10 protein-coding genes are annotated in these 13,980 nt (G+C 64.2%); 4 read left to right on the forward strand and 6 right to left on the reverse strand.

Features of this window, described 5'->3' with window-relative positions; genetic code table 11:
- The first annotated feature begins 55 nt into the window (after nucleotides 1-55).
- On the forward strand, nucleotides 56-1,696 hold the full coding sequence (locus tag PCLY_RS07405) for a Na/Pi cotransporter family protein (RefSeq protein WP_061238653.1): 1,641 nt from the start codon (nucleotides 56-58) through the stop codon (nucleotides 1,694-1,696).
- A 1-nt stretch (nucleotide 1,697) separates the two neighbouring features.
- Here the strand turns inward: PCLY_RS07405 and PCLY_RS07410 are convergent, their stop codons facing one another.
- The 5 genes from PCLY_RS07410 to PCLY_RS07430 form a co-directional block, all read right to left on the reverse strand.
- On the reverse strand, nucleotides 1,698-3,206 hold the full coding sequence (locus PCLY_RS07410; RefSeq protein WP_061238654.1) for a hypothetical protein: 1,509 nt from the start codon (nucleotides 3,204-3,206) through the stop codon (nucleotides 1,698-1,700).
- Between the two features lie 115 nt (nucleotides 3,207-3,321).
- The gene (locus tag PCLY_RS07415) at nucleotides 3,322-5,880 is read right to left on the reverse strand and encodes a TRAP transporter permease (RefSeq protein WP_061238655.1); all 2,559 of its coding nucleotides are present in this window, start codon (nucleotides 5,878-5,880) and stop codon (nucleotides 3,322-3,324) included.
- Nucleotides 5,881-6,052: 172 nt separating this feature from the next.
- Nucleotides 6,053-7,024 carry a TAXI family TRAP transporter solute-binding subunit gene (locus PCLY_RS07420; protein ID WP_061238656.1) on the reverse strand — a complete coding sequence of 324 codons (972 nt, stop codon included), beginning with the start codon at nucleotides 7,022-7,024 and terminating at the stop codon, nucleotides 6,053-6,055.
- Between the two features lie 81 nt (nucleotides 7,025-7,105).
- Entirely contained in the window at nucleotides 7,106-7,465 is a 360-nt protein-coding gene (locus PCLY_RS07425) for a RidA family protein (RefSeq protein ID WP_061238657.1), read from the reverse strand.
- A gap of 35 nt (nucleotides 7,466-7,500) precedes the next feature.
- Nucleotides 7,501-8,742 carry a D-amino acid dehydrogenase gene (locus tag PCLY_RS07430; protein ID WP_061238658.1) on the reverse strand — a complete coding sequence of 414 codons (1,242 nt, stop codon included), beginning with the start codon at nucleotides 8,740-8,742 and terminating at the stop codon, nucleotides 7,501-7,503.
- A 126-nt stretch (nucleotides 8,743-8,868) separates the two neighbouring features.
- On the opposite strand from PCLY_RS07430, the gene PCLY_RS07435 reads away from it, so the two are divergent.
- Complete coding sequence (locus tag PCLY_RS07435) at nucleotides 8,869-9,774, forward strand: LysR family transcriptional regulator (protein WP_061238659.1); 906 nt, start codon at nucleotides 8,869-8,871, stop codon at nucleotides 9,772-9,774.
- Nucleotides 9,775-9,840: 66 nt separating this feature from the next.
- Here the strand turns inward: PCLY_RS07435 and PCLY_RS07440 are convergent, their stop codons facing one another.
- On the reverse strand, nucleotides 9,841-10,812 hold the full coding sequence (locus PCLY_RS07440; protein WP_061238660.1) for a TAXI family TRAP transporter solute-binding subunit: 972 nt from the start codon (nucleotides 10,810-10,812) through the stop codon (nucleotides 9,841-9,843).
- A gap of 315 nt (nucleotides 10,813-11,127) precedes the next feature.
- Here PCLY_RS07440 and PCLY_RS07445 point away from each other — a divergent pair, with 315 nt between their 5' ends.
- Both PCLY_RS07445 and PCLY_RS07450 read left to right on the forward strand, forming a co-directional pair.
- A complete protein-coding gene (locus PCLY_RS07445; protein WP_061238661.1) occupies nucleotides 11,128-11,445 on the forward strand; it encodes a hypothetical protein in 318 nt (105 codons plus the stop codon).
- Between the two features lie 145 nt (nucleotides 11,446-11,590).
- Nucleotides 11,591-13,843 carry a putative bifunctional diguanylate cyclase/phosphodiesterase gene (locus tag PCLY_RS07450; RefSeq protein WP_061238662.1) on the forward strand — a complete coding sequence of 751 codons (2,253 nt, stop codon included), beginning with the start codon at nucleotides 11,591-11,593 and terminating at the stop codon, nucleotides 13,841-13,843.
- Nucleotides 13,844-13,980: the final 137 nt, after the last annotated feature.

The following is a 13,980-nucleotide window of genomic DNA, read 5'->3' on the forward strand; positions in this document are numbered from 1 at the left end:
TCTATACAGGCCGAAACCATAACCTCTAATCGGCCGTCTTTCAGGGGGCCGATTTATGCTGACCCTGCTGCATTTGCTGTCAGCCATTGCCCTGTTGGTCTGGGGCACACACATCGTACGTACCGGCATCCTGCGCGTGTTTGGTTCACAACTGCGCAAGGTGCTCAGCCACAACATCGGCCGCCGGCCGCTGGCGTTCGTCGCCGGCATCGGCGTCACGGCGCTGGTGCAGAGCAGCAACGCCACAGCCCTGCTGGTCACCTCCTTCGTCGCCCAGGGCCTGATGGCCCTGGCGCCCGGCCTGGCGATCATGCTCGGCGCGGATGTCGGCACCGCCCTGATGGCACGCGTGCTGACCCTCGACCTGAGCTGGCTGAGCCCGCTGCTGATCTTTCTCGGGGTGATCTTCTTCCTCTCGCGGCGGCAGACCCGTGCCGGCCAGCTTGGCCGCGTGGCCATCGGCCTCGGCCTGATGCTGCTGGCACTGGAACTGATCGTCGCTGCGGCTACGCCGATCACCGAAGCGCGCGGGATACGCGTGCTGTTCGCCTCGCTGACCGGCGACCTGCTGCTCGACGCACTGGTTGGCGCGATGTTCGCCCTGCTCACCTACTCCAGCCTGGCGGCTGTGCTGCTCACCGCGACCCTGGCCGGCGCCGGGCTGATCAGCCTGCCCGTGGCCATCGGCCTGGTGATCGGCGCCAATATCGGCAGCGGCCTGCTGGCCTTTCTCACCAGCAGCCTGCAGAACCCGGCCGGGCGTCGCGTGGCGCTGGGCAGCCTGATCTACAAGCTGATCGGACTGCTGCTGGTGCTGCCCGTACTGCAGCCCCTGGCCCATTGGCTGGACAGCCTGAACTGGCGCCCGGCAGAGTTGGTGATCGCTTTCCACCTGCTCTACAACACCCTGCGCGCGCTGCTGATGTTGCCCAGCGTCGGGCTGATGGCGCGTTTCTGCAACTGGCTGCTGCCGGATCGGGCCGACGACAGCGGCGTTGCCCGGCCGCGCCATCTCGACCCGACAGCACTGGCCACGCCGAGCCTGGCGCTGTCCAACGCGGTACGCGAAACCCTGCGCGTGGGCGACAAGATCGAAGCCATGCTCGGCCGCCTGCTGCCGGTGCTGGAACAGAACCAGCCGGCGCTGAACAAGGAGCTGCGCAGCCTCAATGACGATGTCGCCAGTCTCTGTCGCGCGGTCAAACTCTATCTCGCGCAGATCCCGCGAGAAGCGCTGAGCGAGCACGAAAGTCGGCGCTGGGCGGAGATTCTCGAACTGGCCGTGAACCTGGAACAGGCCGGCGACCTGATCGAACGCATGCTCGGCAAAATCCAGAACGAGAAGACCGCGCAACGCCGGGCCTTCTCCGAAAAGGGGCTGGAGGAACTGACCAGCCTGCATGGGCAACTGATGGCCAACCTGCGCCTGGGGCTCAACGTGTTCCTCAGTGCCGATCACGCCAGTGCCAGCCAGCTGCTGCGGGAGAAGCGCCGCTTCCGCGCCCAGGAAAGGCGCCTGGCGCATGCCCATATCGGCCGGCTGCAACGGCAGGTGGTGCAGAGCATCGAAACCAGCTCCCTGCACCTGGAGCTGATCGCCGACATGAAACGGCTCAACTCGCTGTTCTGCGCCAGCGCCTACGTGGTGCTGGAGGGCGGCGAGACCGGCGCCCTCAAGCTCGAAGGTGGCGAATGACTCAGTCGGCGCTTGTCACGCGCTCTGGCTCGGCCGGCTGCACACCGCGCCAGGCGTACCAGGCGAAGAACAGCGCCATCAGCAGATAGCCGTGGACGAAGTCCGGCGCGGCGTACCAGGCCAGCTTGGGCGCGTGCATCAGGCCGAAGAAAGCCATGGCCGCCGCCACCAGGGCGAAGGTGGTGGCCTGGCGGAACTGGCGATCGATCACCGCCACGCACATGGCGCCGAGCAGGATGGCACTGAACATGGCGCCCTGCCCCAGCGCGCCGATGGCACTGGAAATACCCTCGACCACTTCGGGTGCGCCGCGGTTGAAGCGGGTCATCAGGTAATTGGCGAAGTACGGCAGCATCGCCAGCGCCACCGCCGGGTAGTAACGGGCGTGGTTGCTGTTGAACGCCGTGGCGATCATCGACATGCCGACGAACACCAGAATCGGCGCCACCACCGACACCGGAATCAGCGCGGCGATGAAGGCGATCAGACCGAACATGGTCGCCAGGCCATACACCGCGCCATTGAGCAGGCTGTAACCGCGTCCGGCGCCCATCCACTTCGAACCGACGGTGGCGATGTACACGGTGGTCGGGAACACACCGCCGAACAGCGCACCGAGCGAAGTGCCGAGACCGTCCACGGCCTGGCACTCGCGCACGCTGTAGCTGTCACCGGCGGCGCTCATGGCCTCGACGTTGTTCATGGTCTCGATGGCGTTGTACAGGGTGATCGGCAGGATCACCGTCATCAGCGCCAGCAGGCTGGTGAACAGCAGGCCCAGACCTTCGTACCAGGCCATATTGGGCAGCAGCGGGTAGAAACCCAGATGGGTGAAGGCGTCGCTGAACTTGCCGCCGTCAGCGGCGCCGATCAGGTAGGCCAGCGCCGTACCGACGACGATGGCGAACAGCGAGGCCGGCAGGCGGAACGGCATGCTCACCCGCGCCACCAGGCCGACGATGGTGATGGCCAGTACCAGCAGGCCGATCACTGGGACTTCCAGGGTCTTGAACAGCATTTCCCCGGCAATGAAGGTCAGCGCCACCCCGGCCACCGCGCCAAGCATGGCAGCACGCGGCAGATGACGCTGCACCCAGTTGCCGACCAGGCTGATGGCGGCCTCGATCAGGCCACTGATGAAGCAGGCGGCCACCGCCACCTTCCAGGCCAGCTCGGCGTCGCCGGTGAGGGTCTTGGCCGGTAGCAGCACGCCGAACAGAAAGACGAACATCACCGGCGTGCTGATGCCGTAGGACAACGCGGTGACGTCCGCGCGGTTTTCCTTGTGCGCCAGCCGTGCGGCGCTCCAGGCGTAGTAGAAGTTGCCGGCCATCACCGCCACCGCCGCACCCGGCAACACCTGAGCGAACACGATCTCGGCAGGAAAGCCCATACCCAGCATGCTGATGGCGATGATCACGAAGTTGGCGATGTTGTTCTGGAACAGAGCGAAGAAGGCGTCGGTGTCCTCCTTCTTGTACCAGGGGTAATGCACGCGCGGCGTCGACATGACGGGCTGAGTCCTTGTTGTCCGAATGGTCAGGCCGGCGAGTCTATCAACCCGGCCATCGGCCATAAACGAACAAGGCAGCCGAAGCTGCCTTGTTGGTGTCGCGTCGACCCGGTTATGCCGCCTGCGGCACCTGGCGACGACGCTGCAGGAGCACGATCAGACCGAACAGCACGAAGGCCGGAATCCACATCAGCTCCTTGACCCAGCGGTCGGTCGGCGCGCGCACCTTGAGGATCTGCTGGTCGAACTCCAGCCCGGCATCGGCCGCCATGCTGCCGAAGGTAACGCTGTCGACCAGCACCTTGCCGTCTTCCTCATACAGGTTCAGCCCCAGTTTCTGCAGGCGTTCCTCGCCGGTGGCACCATCGGGCACCGGCAGCAGCAGGCTGAAGTCACGCGGATCACCGACTGCATCCTCACCGCGAATACGCAGGCGCAGCGAGCTGCCATCCTCGACGCCATCGAGCGCCTGGGCCAGCTGGGCTGGCGGAATGTCCTGATACGGGTCGTGCACCATGTCCATCCAGAAGCCGGGGCGGAACAGGCTGAAGGCGACCAGCAGCAGCAACACGCTCTCGTACCAGCGGCTGCGCACCAGGAAGAAGCCCTGGGTGCCGGCGGCGAAGATCAGCATGGCGATGGTCGCGACGATGAAGATCAGCACGCCATGCCAGAAGTCCACGTCGATCAGCAGCAGATCGGTGTTGAAGATGAACAGGAAAGGCAACGCCGCAGTACGCAGGCTGTAGAAGAACGCCACCAGGCCGGTCTTGATCGGATCACCCTTGGACACCGCCGCGGCGGCGAACGAGGCCAGGCCCACGGGCGGGGTCACGTCGGCCATGATGCCGAAGTAGAAGACGAACAGATGCACCGCGATCAGCGGCACGATCAGGCCGCTCTGCTGCCCCAGCGCCACCACCACCGGCGCCAGCAGGCTGGACACCACGATGTAGTTGGCCGTGGTCGGCAGGCCCATGCCGAGGATCAGGCTGAACACCGCCACCAGCATGAGCATCAGCAGCAGGTTGCCCATCGACAGCAACTCGACCAGATCGGCCAGCACCAGGCCCACGCCGGTCTGCGACACGGCGCCGACGATGATGCCGGCGGCGGCAGTGGCGATGCCGATACCGATCATGTTGCGGGCACCGGCAATCAGGCCTTCGCGCAGGTCGACCACGCCATCGACGAAGGTGCCGTGGTCATGGCTGCCGTCGCGGCGCATCCAGCTCAGCAGCGGGCGCTGGGTGAGCAGGATGATGATCAGCATCACGCTGCCCCAGAAGGCCGACAGGCCGGGCGACAGGCGCTCGATCATCAGGCACCAGACCAGCACCACTACCGGCAGCAAAAAGTGCAGGCCGGAGAGCAGTACCGCGCGGGTCTGCGGCAACTCTTCCAGCGGTGCATTGGGGTCTTCGGCCGGCAGCACGGGCACACTGGCAGCGACTTTCAACAGCGCCAGGTAAACCACCGCGAGCAGAGCGCCAATCACCGGCAGGGCGTAGTCGCCGAGCGCCGGCTTGAGCCAGCCAAGACCGTAGTAGACCGCCAGCGACAGGCCGCTGATCAGCGCCGCGCCAAAGGCGAAGCCGGTCAGGCGGCGCAGCCACGGCTTGGGCTGATGGCCGCCGATGGGCTGCAGGCCGAGCTTGAGCGACTCCAGATGCACGATGTAGAGCAGCGCGATGTAGGAAATCGCGGCAGGCAGGAAGGCGTGCTTGATGATCTCGACATAGGGCATGCCGATGTACTCGACCATCAGGAAGGCCGCAGCCCCCATTACCGGCGGCATGATCTGGCCATTGACCGACGAGGCCACTTCGACCGCACCGGCCTTCTCCGCGGAGAAGCCGGTGCGTTTCATCATTGGAATGGTGAAGGTACCGGTGGTCACCACGTTGGCGATCGACGAACCGGAAATCATCCCGGTCAGGCCTGAAGCCAGCACCGCCGCCTTGGCCGGGCCGCCGCGGAAGTGGCCGAGCAGGCTGAACGCCAGCTGGATGAAATAGTGTCCGGCACCGGCACGCTCGAGCAGCGCACCGAACAACACGAAGAGGAACACGAAACTGGTGGATACGCCGAGGGCGATACCGAACACGCCTTCGGTGGTGATCCACTGGTGGTTGGCCAGCGCGGTAAAGCTGACCCCGCGGTGCGCGAGCAGGCCGGGCATGTATGGGCCGGCCAGGCTGTAGACCAGAAACACCAGGGCAATGATCGCCAGGGGTGGGCCCAGCGCACGGCGCGTGGCTTCCAGCAGCAGGGGGATACCGATGCAGGCGGTCACCAGGTCGCCCGTGGTCAGGCTGCCAGGGCGCAGGGCCAACTGCTGGTAGAAGATGAACAGATAGGCGGCACTGGCAGCGGCGACCAGGCCAAGGGCGATATCCAGCAGCGGCACCCGATCACGCGGCGACCTCTTGAACGCCGGGTAGGCGAGAAAGGCCAGCAGCAAGGCGAACGCCAGGTGGATGGCGCGGGTCTGGGTATCGTTGAGTACGCCGACACCGAAGATGAACGGCAGTGGCGAGGCGATCCACAACTGGAACAGCGACCAGAGCAAGGCAAGCCCGGTGATCACCTGAGCCATCGGACCGACGGGCGTACGCGCGCCGACATCCTGGGCAATCAGTTCTTCGGTGGACAGTTTTTTTTCGGCCATAGGGTAGGACACCTACGTTGTCATTCTGATAAAAACGGCGAGCCCCTCGTTGACGGAGGGGCTCGGTTTTTGACCCTTTGAAAGGATCTCTGAGCACGCAGTTTACCTATACCAGCTCAACTGCGCCCGCTATCGAAGAGTTTAGAGCCCAGCCTGAGACTCTCCACCCCGGCTAGAGCCAGCCTTTTTCCTTGTAGAAACGTAGTGCCCCTTCATGCATCGGAGCCGTTAGCCCCGCTTTGATCATGTCCTCGGCCTGCAGGTCGGCAAACGCCGGATGCAGGCGTTTGAAGCGCTCCAGGTTATCGAATACCGACTTGACCAACTGGTAGACGACCTCGGGATCGGTCTTGGCCGAAGTGGCCAGAACCGCTTTACCGCCGATGGATGGGACGGGCTGCTCAACACCAGGATAGACACCAGCCGGGATATCCGCCTTGGTGAAGTAGCTGGCCTGTGCCAGGAGCTTGTCGATATCAGGGCCGCTGACCGGGATCAGGCGGGTCTCGACGGTAGCCATGGCTTCCTGGATGGCACCACTCGGATGGCCGACCACATAGGTGATGGCATCCAGGTTGTTGTCCCCCAGTGCAGCCGCCATCTCGGCAGGCTTGAGTTCAGCGGCGAGAGAGAAGTCGGACTTGCTCCAGCCGCTGGCCTGGATCACCTCATCGAAGGTATCGCGACTGCCAGAGCCCGGCACGCCGATATTCACGCGCTTGCCCTTGAGGTCGGCGAAGGTCTCGATACCGCTGTCTGCACGGGCGACCACGGTGAGGATTTCGCTCTGCAGGGAGAAGACCACGCGCAGATCTTCGACAGCGCCATCCTGGTCGAAAGGCGCCTGGCCCGAGAGCGCCTTGTTCTGATGATCGGACTGAATGAACCCGAAGTCGTAGTCGCCGCTCTTGATCGAGGCAATGTTGCTGACGCTGCCAGCGGAAGATGGCGCGTTGCACTTGATGCCGTGCTCGGCGCCACTGCGATTGAGGAACCGACAGATCGACTGTCCGGCCGTGTAATAAACGCCCGTCTGCCCACCGGTGCCAATGGTCACGTAGCGCTCCTGAGCGACCAGGGGACTGCTCAGCAAGGTGCTGCCCATGACACATGCCAGGAAACCCATGATTCGATGCTGCTGCATATCAACGTCCTCGTGTTGTTGTTTTTTCGAACGGTGGATGGGCTGTCATCACCAGCGCCATCGGTACAACCATTGCGGCCGTCAAGCCGCCTTACGTACTGCAATGACCATGATCTCGACCAGGACATCGGCAGAAGCCAGGCGTGCCTCGACCGTGGCCCGGGCAGGCGCGCAGCCGGCTGGCAGCCAATCACTCCAGACCGCATTCATGGCAGCAAAGTCCTTCTCGATGTCTTTCAGCCAGATCTGCGCGCTGAGCATGTGACTTCGATCCGATCCCGCCTCGGTCAGCAGCGCGTCGATCTTTTCCAGCACCTGGGCGGTCTGCCCAGCTACATCCTGGCTGCGGTCGCTCGGCACCTGGCCAGAGAGGAACACCAGATCGGAGAAGATCGTCGCGCCAGAAAGGCGGTCGTTGGTCTGAATACGTTGCACGGACATGGCAAACTCCTGCTGTTGTGAGTGTTCGGGGGTTCTCAGGATGCCAACTGCATACCATCGAGAGCGATCGCCGGTTGTTGCTGGCCTATCAGTTGCGCCAGCACCTCGGCGCTGCCGCATGCCAGGGTGAAGCCCAGGCTGCCATGGCCGACGTTCAGCCAGAGATTGCCGATGCCGCTGGCGCCCAACAGTGGCGTGCCCTCCGGTGTCGCCGGGCGCATTCCCGCCCAGGTCTCGGCAGCCGCGTAATCGCCCGCGCGAGGAAAGCTGGCCTGGGCAAGCTGTCTCAATTCAGCCAGCCGATCAGGGTCTGGCGTGGCATCCCAACCGCCGATATCGACCATTGCAGCAACCCGCAAACGCTCGCCCAGGCGGGCGTAGACCACCTTGTGGTCGTAATCGGTGACATTGGTCTCCGGGCCCGCTGCGCGGTCGGCCAGCGGCAAGGTGAGGCTGTAGCCCTTGAGCGGGTATATCGGCAGTCGCACCCCCAGCGGGCGGAGCAATGCCACGCTGCCGACACCTGCCGCGACCACCACATGATCGACCTCCAGCTCCCCGTCATGCAGCGCCACGGCCCTGACCCTGCCGTGCTCAAGGGGTAGCGCAGTGACCCGCCGCCCGGCATGCAGGCGGAACGACGGATTGCTGCGCAGCTTGCGCAGCAGTTGTCGGCAAAACTGATGACAGTCACCGACCTCGTCACCGGCCGCGAAGACACCGCCCTGGAATCGGCCGGCCAGCCCTTCGAGGGCAGGCTCCAGCTCAAGGCATTGATCAGCGTCGAGCAGGCGTTGATGCGCCGATTCACCGACTGCGCTGCGCGCCTTGTTCCAGCTCGCAGCGTTGCGGTAGATCACCAACTTGCCATTGGCGCGCCAGGAGAAATCATCCAGCGCCTCCTGCTCGCGCCAACCCTGCAATACCGACTGGCTGTACAAGGCCAGGCGCAGCAGGTGCGCGCCATTGCGCTGGTTCACCGAGCGGCGGCAAGCCAGCAGAAAGCGCAAGCACCATTGCCACTGGTGCGGGCTCAGGCTGGGGCGAAAACGCAGCGGGGCATTCCCCTGCAGCATCCACGACAGCGCCTGCAGCGGCACACCGGCATCGGCCAAGGGTGAGACATAGCGATAACTGAGCTGACCACCGTTGGCGAAACTGGTCTCCAGCGCCACTTCCTCACGCTGCTCGATCAGATCCACCCGATACCCTTGACGGAGCAGCGCGTAGGCCATGCTCAGCCCTATCACCCCACCACCGATAACCGCGACCCGCATGATCCATCCCCCGCATCTGAATGAAGTCAGGGTATGGAGGGCCGAAACGAGCGGCCAATGAAAAGATGGCGGCAGCCCATAACCCTAGGTTATGTTCCCTCGACTACGCGGGAACACGGATTGCTCATGCGCCTACGCCACGTCGAACTATTTCAGGCAGTCCTGCAGACCGGGAGTCTCACGGCAGCGGCAGAGCTGCTGCACATCTCCCAGCCGGCTGCCAGCAAGATTCTTCAGCATGCCGAACAGCAGCTGGGGTTTGCCCTGTTCAGCCGTGTACGCGGCAAGCTGCTGCCTACCGCCGAAGCGCGAATACTGCAGCAACAGACCGAACGCCTCGCTGCCGAACTGCAGGATCTGCGGCGCCTGTCCGATAGCCTGCGCCGCGGTGAGGAACGCGCGCTGCGTCTGATCTGCACACCCACTCTGGCGCAAACCCTGCTGCCTGACGTGGTATGCGGCTGGCGCGCCGATTTTCCGCACACCCGATGCGACCTCGCGACCCAGCACACCAGCGAAATCATCCAGGCCCTGTTGCTGCGCGAGGCCGATCTGGGTCTAACGCTGCAACGCGTGGAGCACCCGGACCTGCACACTGAAGTGCTGACACAGGGAAAGATGATGGCCATCGCCCCACCGGGTTGGTGGAGTAACCAGGAATGCGCGACGCCCATTCGCCTGCAGAACATGGCGGGGCTGAGCCTGATCGGCCTGGACACACGAGACGCCTTGGGCGGCCTGCTACGCGGGCACATCCAGGAGCTGGACCCACCAGCCCGCATCGACATTTCGGTACAGACCTACCAGTTGGCCCGCATGCTGGTGGCTGCCGGGCAGGGGCTGGCCCTGGTCGACCCGTTCACGGCCTTGTCAGGCAATCGCGGAGACGTTCAGGCCCGCCCGCTGGAGCCCTTCATCCCCGTGCCCCTGTACCTGTTGCGGCGTTGCGACGAGACGCCTTCTGCCGCTCAGCAAGCCCTGCTGAAACGCCTGCAGACGCTGGCCATCGACCTGCTCGACGGACAGCGCTGAGGCAACCCTCGGGGCAAAAGAAAACCGCGGCCAGAGCCGCGGTTTCGCCTATCGCCGGATGCCGGCTTACAGCCAGCCGCGTTCTTTGTAGTAACGCTCGGCGCCTTCATGCAGCGGGGCGGTCAGACCGACCTTGATCATGTCCTCTTCCTTCAGGTCAGCGAAGGCAGGGTGCAGACGCTTGAAGCGATCGATATTGTCGAACACCGACTTGACCAGTTGGTAGACCACTTCCGGGTCGGCCTTGGCGCTGGTGGACAGCACGGCTTTGCCGCCGATGGACGGGGTCGGCTGGTCGTTACCCCGATACAGGCCGCCTGGGATGTCGGCCTTGGTGTAGTAGGTCTTCTCGGACAGCAGCTTGTCGATTTCGGGGCCAGTCACCGGAACCAGAACGGCGTCGGTGGTAGTGGTGGCTTCCTGGATCGCACCATTGGGATGACCGACGAAGTAGGTCATGGCGTCGATATTGTTGTCGCCCAGAGCGCTGGCCTGTTCGGCCGGCTTCAACTCGGCAGCCAGAGCGAAGGCGGAACGATCCCAGCCTTTGACGGCCATGATCTCTTCCAGGGTGTCACGCTGGCCGGAACCCGGATTGCCGACGTTGACACGCTTGCCCTTGAGGTCATCGAAGCTTTTGATGTTGGCATCGCGACGGGCGAGGATGGTGAACACTTCGCTCTGCAGGGAGAAGACGGCGCGGATGTCGCTCATCGCCCCTTCGGCCTCGAACGGTGCAAGACCGTTGAGCGCCTTGTACTGATGGTCGGACTGCATGATGCCGAAGTTGAATTCGCCGCTGCGAATGCCATTCACGTTGGCCACGCCGCCGCCACTGGCCGGAGCGTTGCACTTGATGCCGTGCTCGGCGGTGCCACGGTTGAGGAAGCGGCAGATGGACTGGCCGGCGACGTAATACACACCTGTCTGGCCGCCGGTGCCGATGGTGACGAATTTTTCTTCGGCCTGTGCCATGCCACTCAGGGCAGTGCCCGCGAGTGCGGCGGACAGGACCCATGCCAAGGATGTGCCTTTCATGGGAAATCTCCTTTTTCTGTTGTTTTGAGCGAGCGCGCCTTATGAGCAACGTCCGGGAGGGAAGTCTAACCCCTCAGGCCGAATATGCACGCCTTGTTGGCCAATCGCTCGTAACGGCGTGTGTGAGGCTCGGGCCAGGGCCTGCTCCAGACAACCGGGGACTCGCCAGCCCGCCGCAGGCCGTGCTGCACGGTATTGGCTGAAGCCGGCTGGTACAGCCTGGGTACGAGCACGAGCCGGACTGATCCTGATCAATAAACCACCAGCGGCGGCGCCGTAGCATTAGATAGCCACTTGCCATATAGCGCGACGGTCATGTCTCAGACTCACTTACTGCTCAGCCTGCCGGACGCCGCGTCCAGTCAGCGCATCGCAAGGCTTGTGCGCCAACAGGCGCCACTCTGTCAGGTCATCGACAGTCTCGACGGCTGCCAGCAAAAGCCGCTGTGTGGCTGGTTACAACGCCTGCCGGCGGGCAGCCTCGGCGACGTACAAAGCCATCTGGACGACGCCATCGCAGTTCTGGAGGGCACCCGCCATGCATTCAAGTCCGTGCAATTGGCCCAGTTGCGTAAACGCCTGAGCCAGCTGCGCGAAGAGTTGTCCGCTCTGGGGCAATGCGGTAAAAGCTAGCCACAGTAGGTTCCGCCCCATGCGGAGACCGGCTTTGCCGGGCAGGACACAGGGCCTGCAAGACAGAGCGCCGCTGGCTGCCTTCCTTCGAGGAAGTGCGGTCGGCGGCGCTTTTTTTTGCGCTGAGGAAAAGCACGAGGCTGAAATGGGCAACGAACAAGAATTCCAAGACCTGCTGCAACATATCGCGCCAGACCCGGATGAGCTGCACCAGCGCCTGCGCTTTCTCGGCTGGAGACAAACCGACAACGAGCGCTTGTCGCGTTGCGCGCAACGGGCCGAACACGCCAATCAGCATTTCGTCGACACGCTCTACCAGCAACTGGCCGACTACCCGGCCCCGGCCGCAATCCTCGGCGATCCGGCCACGACCGAACGCCTCAAGCAGCGCCAGGCCGACTACTACCGGGGCCTGTGGCAAAGCCCGCTGGACGAAGCGTACGTATTGGAACGCCTGCGCATCGGCTGGGTGCATCAACACACCGGCGTCGACCTGAAGTGGTATCTGGGCGCCTACCGCCTGTACCTGGACCGACTGCTTGGCGAGCTGCTCGGGTCTTCCGTAGCCAGCGACTGCTTCTCCAGCCTGATCAAGAAGGTGTTCTTCGACATTGGCCTGGCCCTGGACAGCTACGGCGCCGCCCAACGCAAGGCGCTGCAGGACAGCGAGGCGCGCTATGCCCGCGCCATGCGCGGCGCCAACGATGGACTCTGGGAATGGCAGCTGGAGCAGGACCAGCTGTACCTCTCCGAGCGCTGGATTCGCATGCTCGACCTCGACCGCGACAGCCTCTCGCCCACCAGCCAGAGCTGGTTCAGCCGCGTACACGGCGACGACCTGCCCGGCCTGCGTCAGGCCATCGACAACCACCTGCGCGGGCTCACGCCCTTCCTCAACCACGAATATCGCATTCGCCGTCAGGACGGCAGTTACCTGTGGGTGCTGGTGCGTGGCGTGGTGGAAATCTGCAGTGGCGGCCTGCGCCGCATGGCGGGCTCGCAGAGCGACATCAGCCAGCGTCGTGCAGCCGAGGAGCAACTGCATCATGCCGCACGTCACGATCCGCTCACCGGCCTGGCCAACCGCGCGCGGCTCGGCGAGCTGCTGCAACAGGCCATGCAACGCCAGCAACGTCCGGGGGCACGTGAGGCTGCCCTGCTGTTCATCGATCTGGATCGCTTCAAGCTGATCAATGACAGCCTCGGCCACCAGACCGGCGACCGGGTTCTGGTGGAGGTGGCCGAACGCCTCAGCCACTGCCTGCGCCCCGGCGATCACCTGGCGCGTTTCGGTGGTGACGAGTTCGTCGCCCTGCTCGATGACCTGGCCTGCATGGGGGACGCCGAGCGCGTCGCCCAGCGCATGCTGGACAACCTGCACGTGCCGCTCAAACTGCAGGAGCAGACGCTGGCCATCAGCGCCAGCATCGGCATCGCCGCTCTGCAGGAGAGCGGCCAGCCGCTGGATCCGCTGCAGGCCGCCGACCTCGCACTGTACCGGGCCAAGAGTGCGGGCAAGGCTCAATTCGCCCGCTACAGCAACGAACTGCAGCAACAGGCGCAGCGCCAGCTGGAGTTGCAAAATGCCCTGGCCCAGGCCGGCATGCGACACGAACTGCACCTGGCGTACCAGCCGATCTGCCAGCTCGACGGCAACCAGCCGCAACTGATCGGCGTGGAAGCCCTGCTGCGCTGGCAGCACGAGGGCCGCGTGGTCGCACCGCTGGAATTCATTCCCTGCCTCGAAGAGTCCGGTGAAATTCTCGCGGTGGGTGACTGGGTGCTGCAGCAGGCCTGCAGCCAGGTACGCATCTGGCAGCGCACCGGGCAGCCGCACCTGCGCTGCTCGGTGAATCTGTCGAGCCGCCAGTTGCAGCAGAGTGATTTCGCCGCGCGCGTCGCCGACATCCTCCAGCGAACCGGCTTGCCACCCTCCAGCCTGGTGCTGGAGATCACCGAAAGCCAATTGATGGAGGACAGCGCGCAAAACCTGGCCTGCCTGCGCGAGCTGGCCAGCTTCGGCATCCAGCTGGCGCTCGATGATTTCGGCACCGGCTACTCGTCGCTCGGCTATCTCAAGCGCTTCCCCCTGCACATCATCAAGGTGGACAAGAGCTTCATCGCCGGCGCCCCGCAGGACACCGAATCGCTGGCCATCAGCCGGGCGATCATCGGCCTCGGTCATAGCCTGGGCCTGGCAGTGGTCGCCGAAGGTGTGGAAAAACAGGCGCAGCTCGACTTCCTTACCAGCGAAGGCTGTCACTACGCCCAGGGGTTCTGGTTCAGCCGCCCGCGCTCCCCGCAGGAATTGCAGCGCCTGCTCAGCGGTGAGGACTGCTTCGACGGCCTGCGCAGCCCCCAGGACGAGGGAAAGCCGACCCCGGAGGTGCAGACGTGAGACACCACCAGCCCGGCAGCGGACGCCAGATCCCAAGCGCTTTGTACAACGATGCGGCGACGCAACCGGGTTGGGCAAAGGGGTCTGCCGCCAGCGCATCAGCCACATCGATGATGACTATGTCTGCGCCTGGCGTG

Origin of the sequence: Ectopseudomonas composti (assembly GCF_001567565.1) — a bacterium.
GTDB lineage: Bacteria > Pseudomonadota > Gammaproteobacteria > Pseudomonadales > Pseudomonadaceae > Aquipseudomonas > Aquipseudomonas composti_A.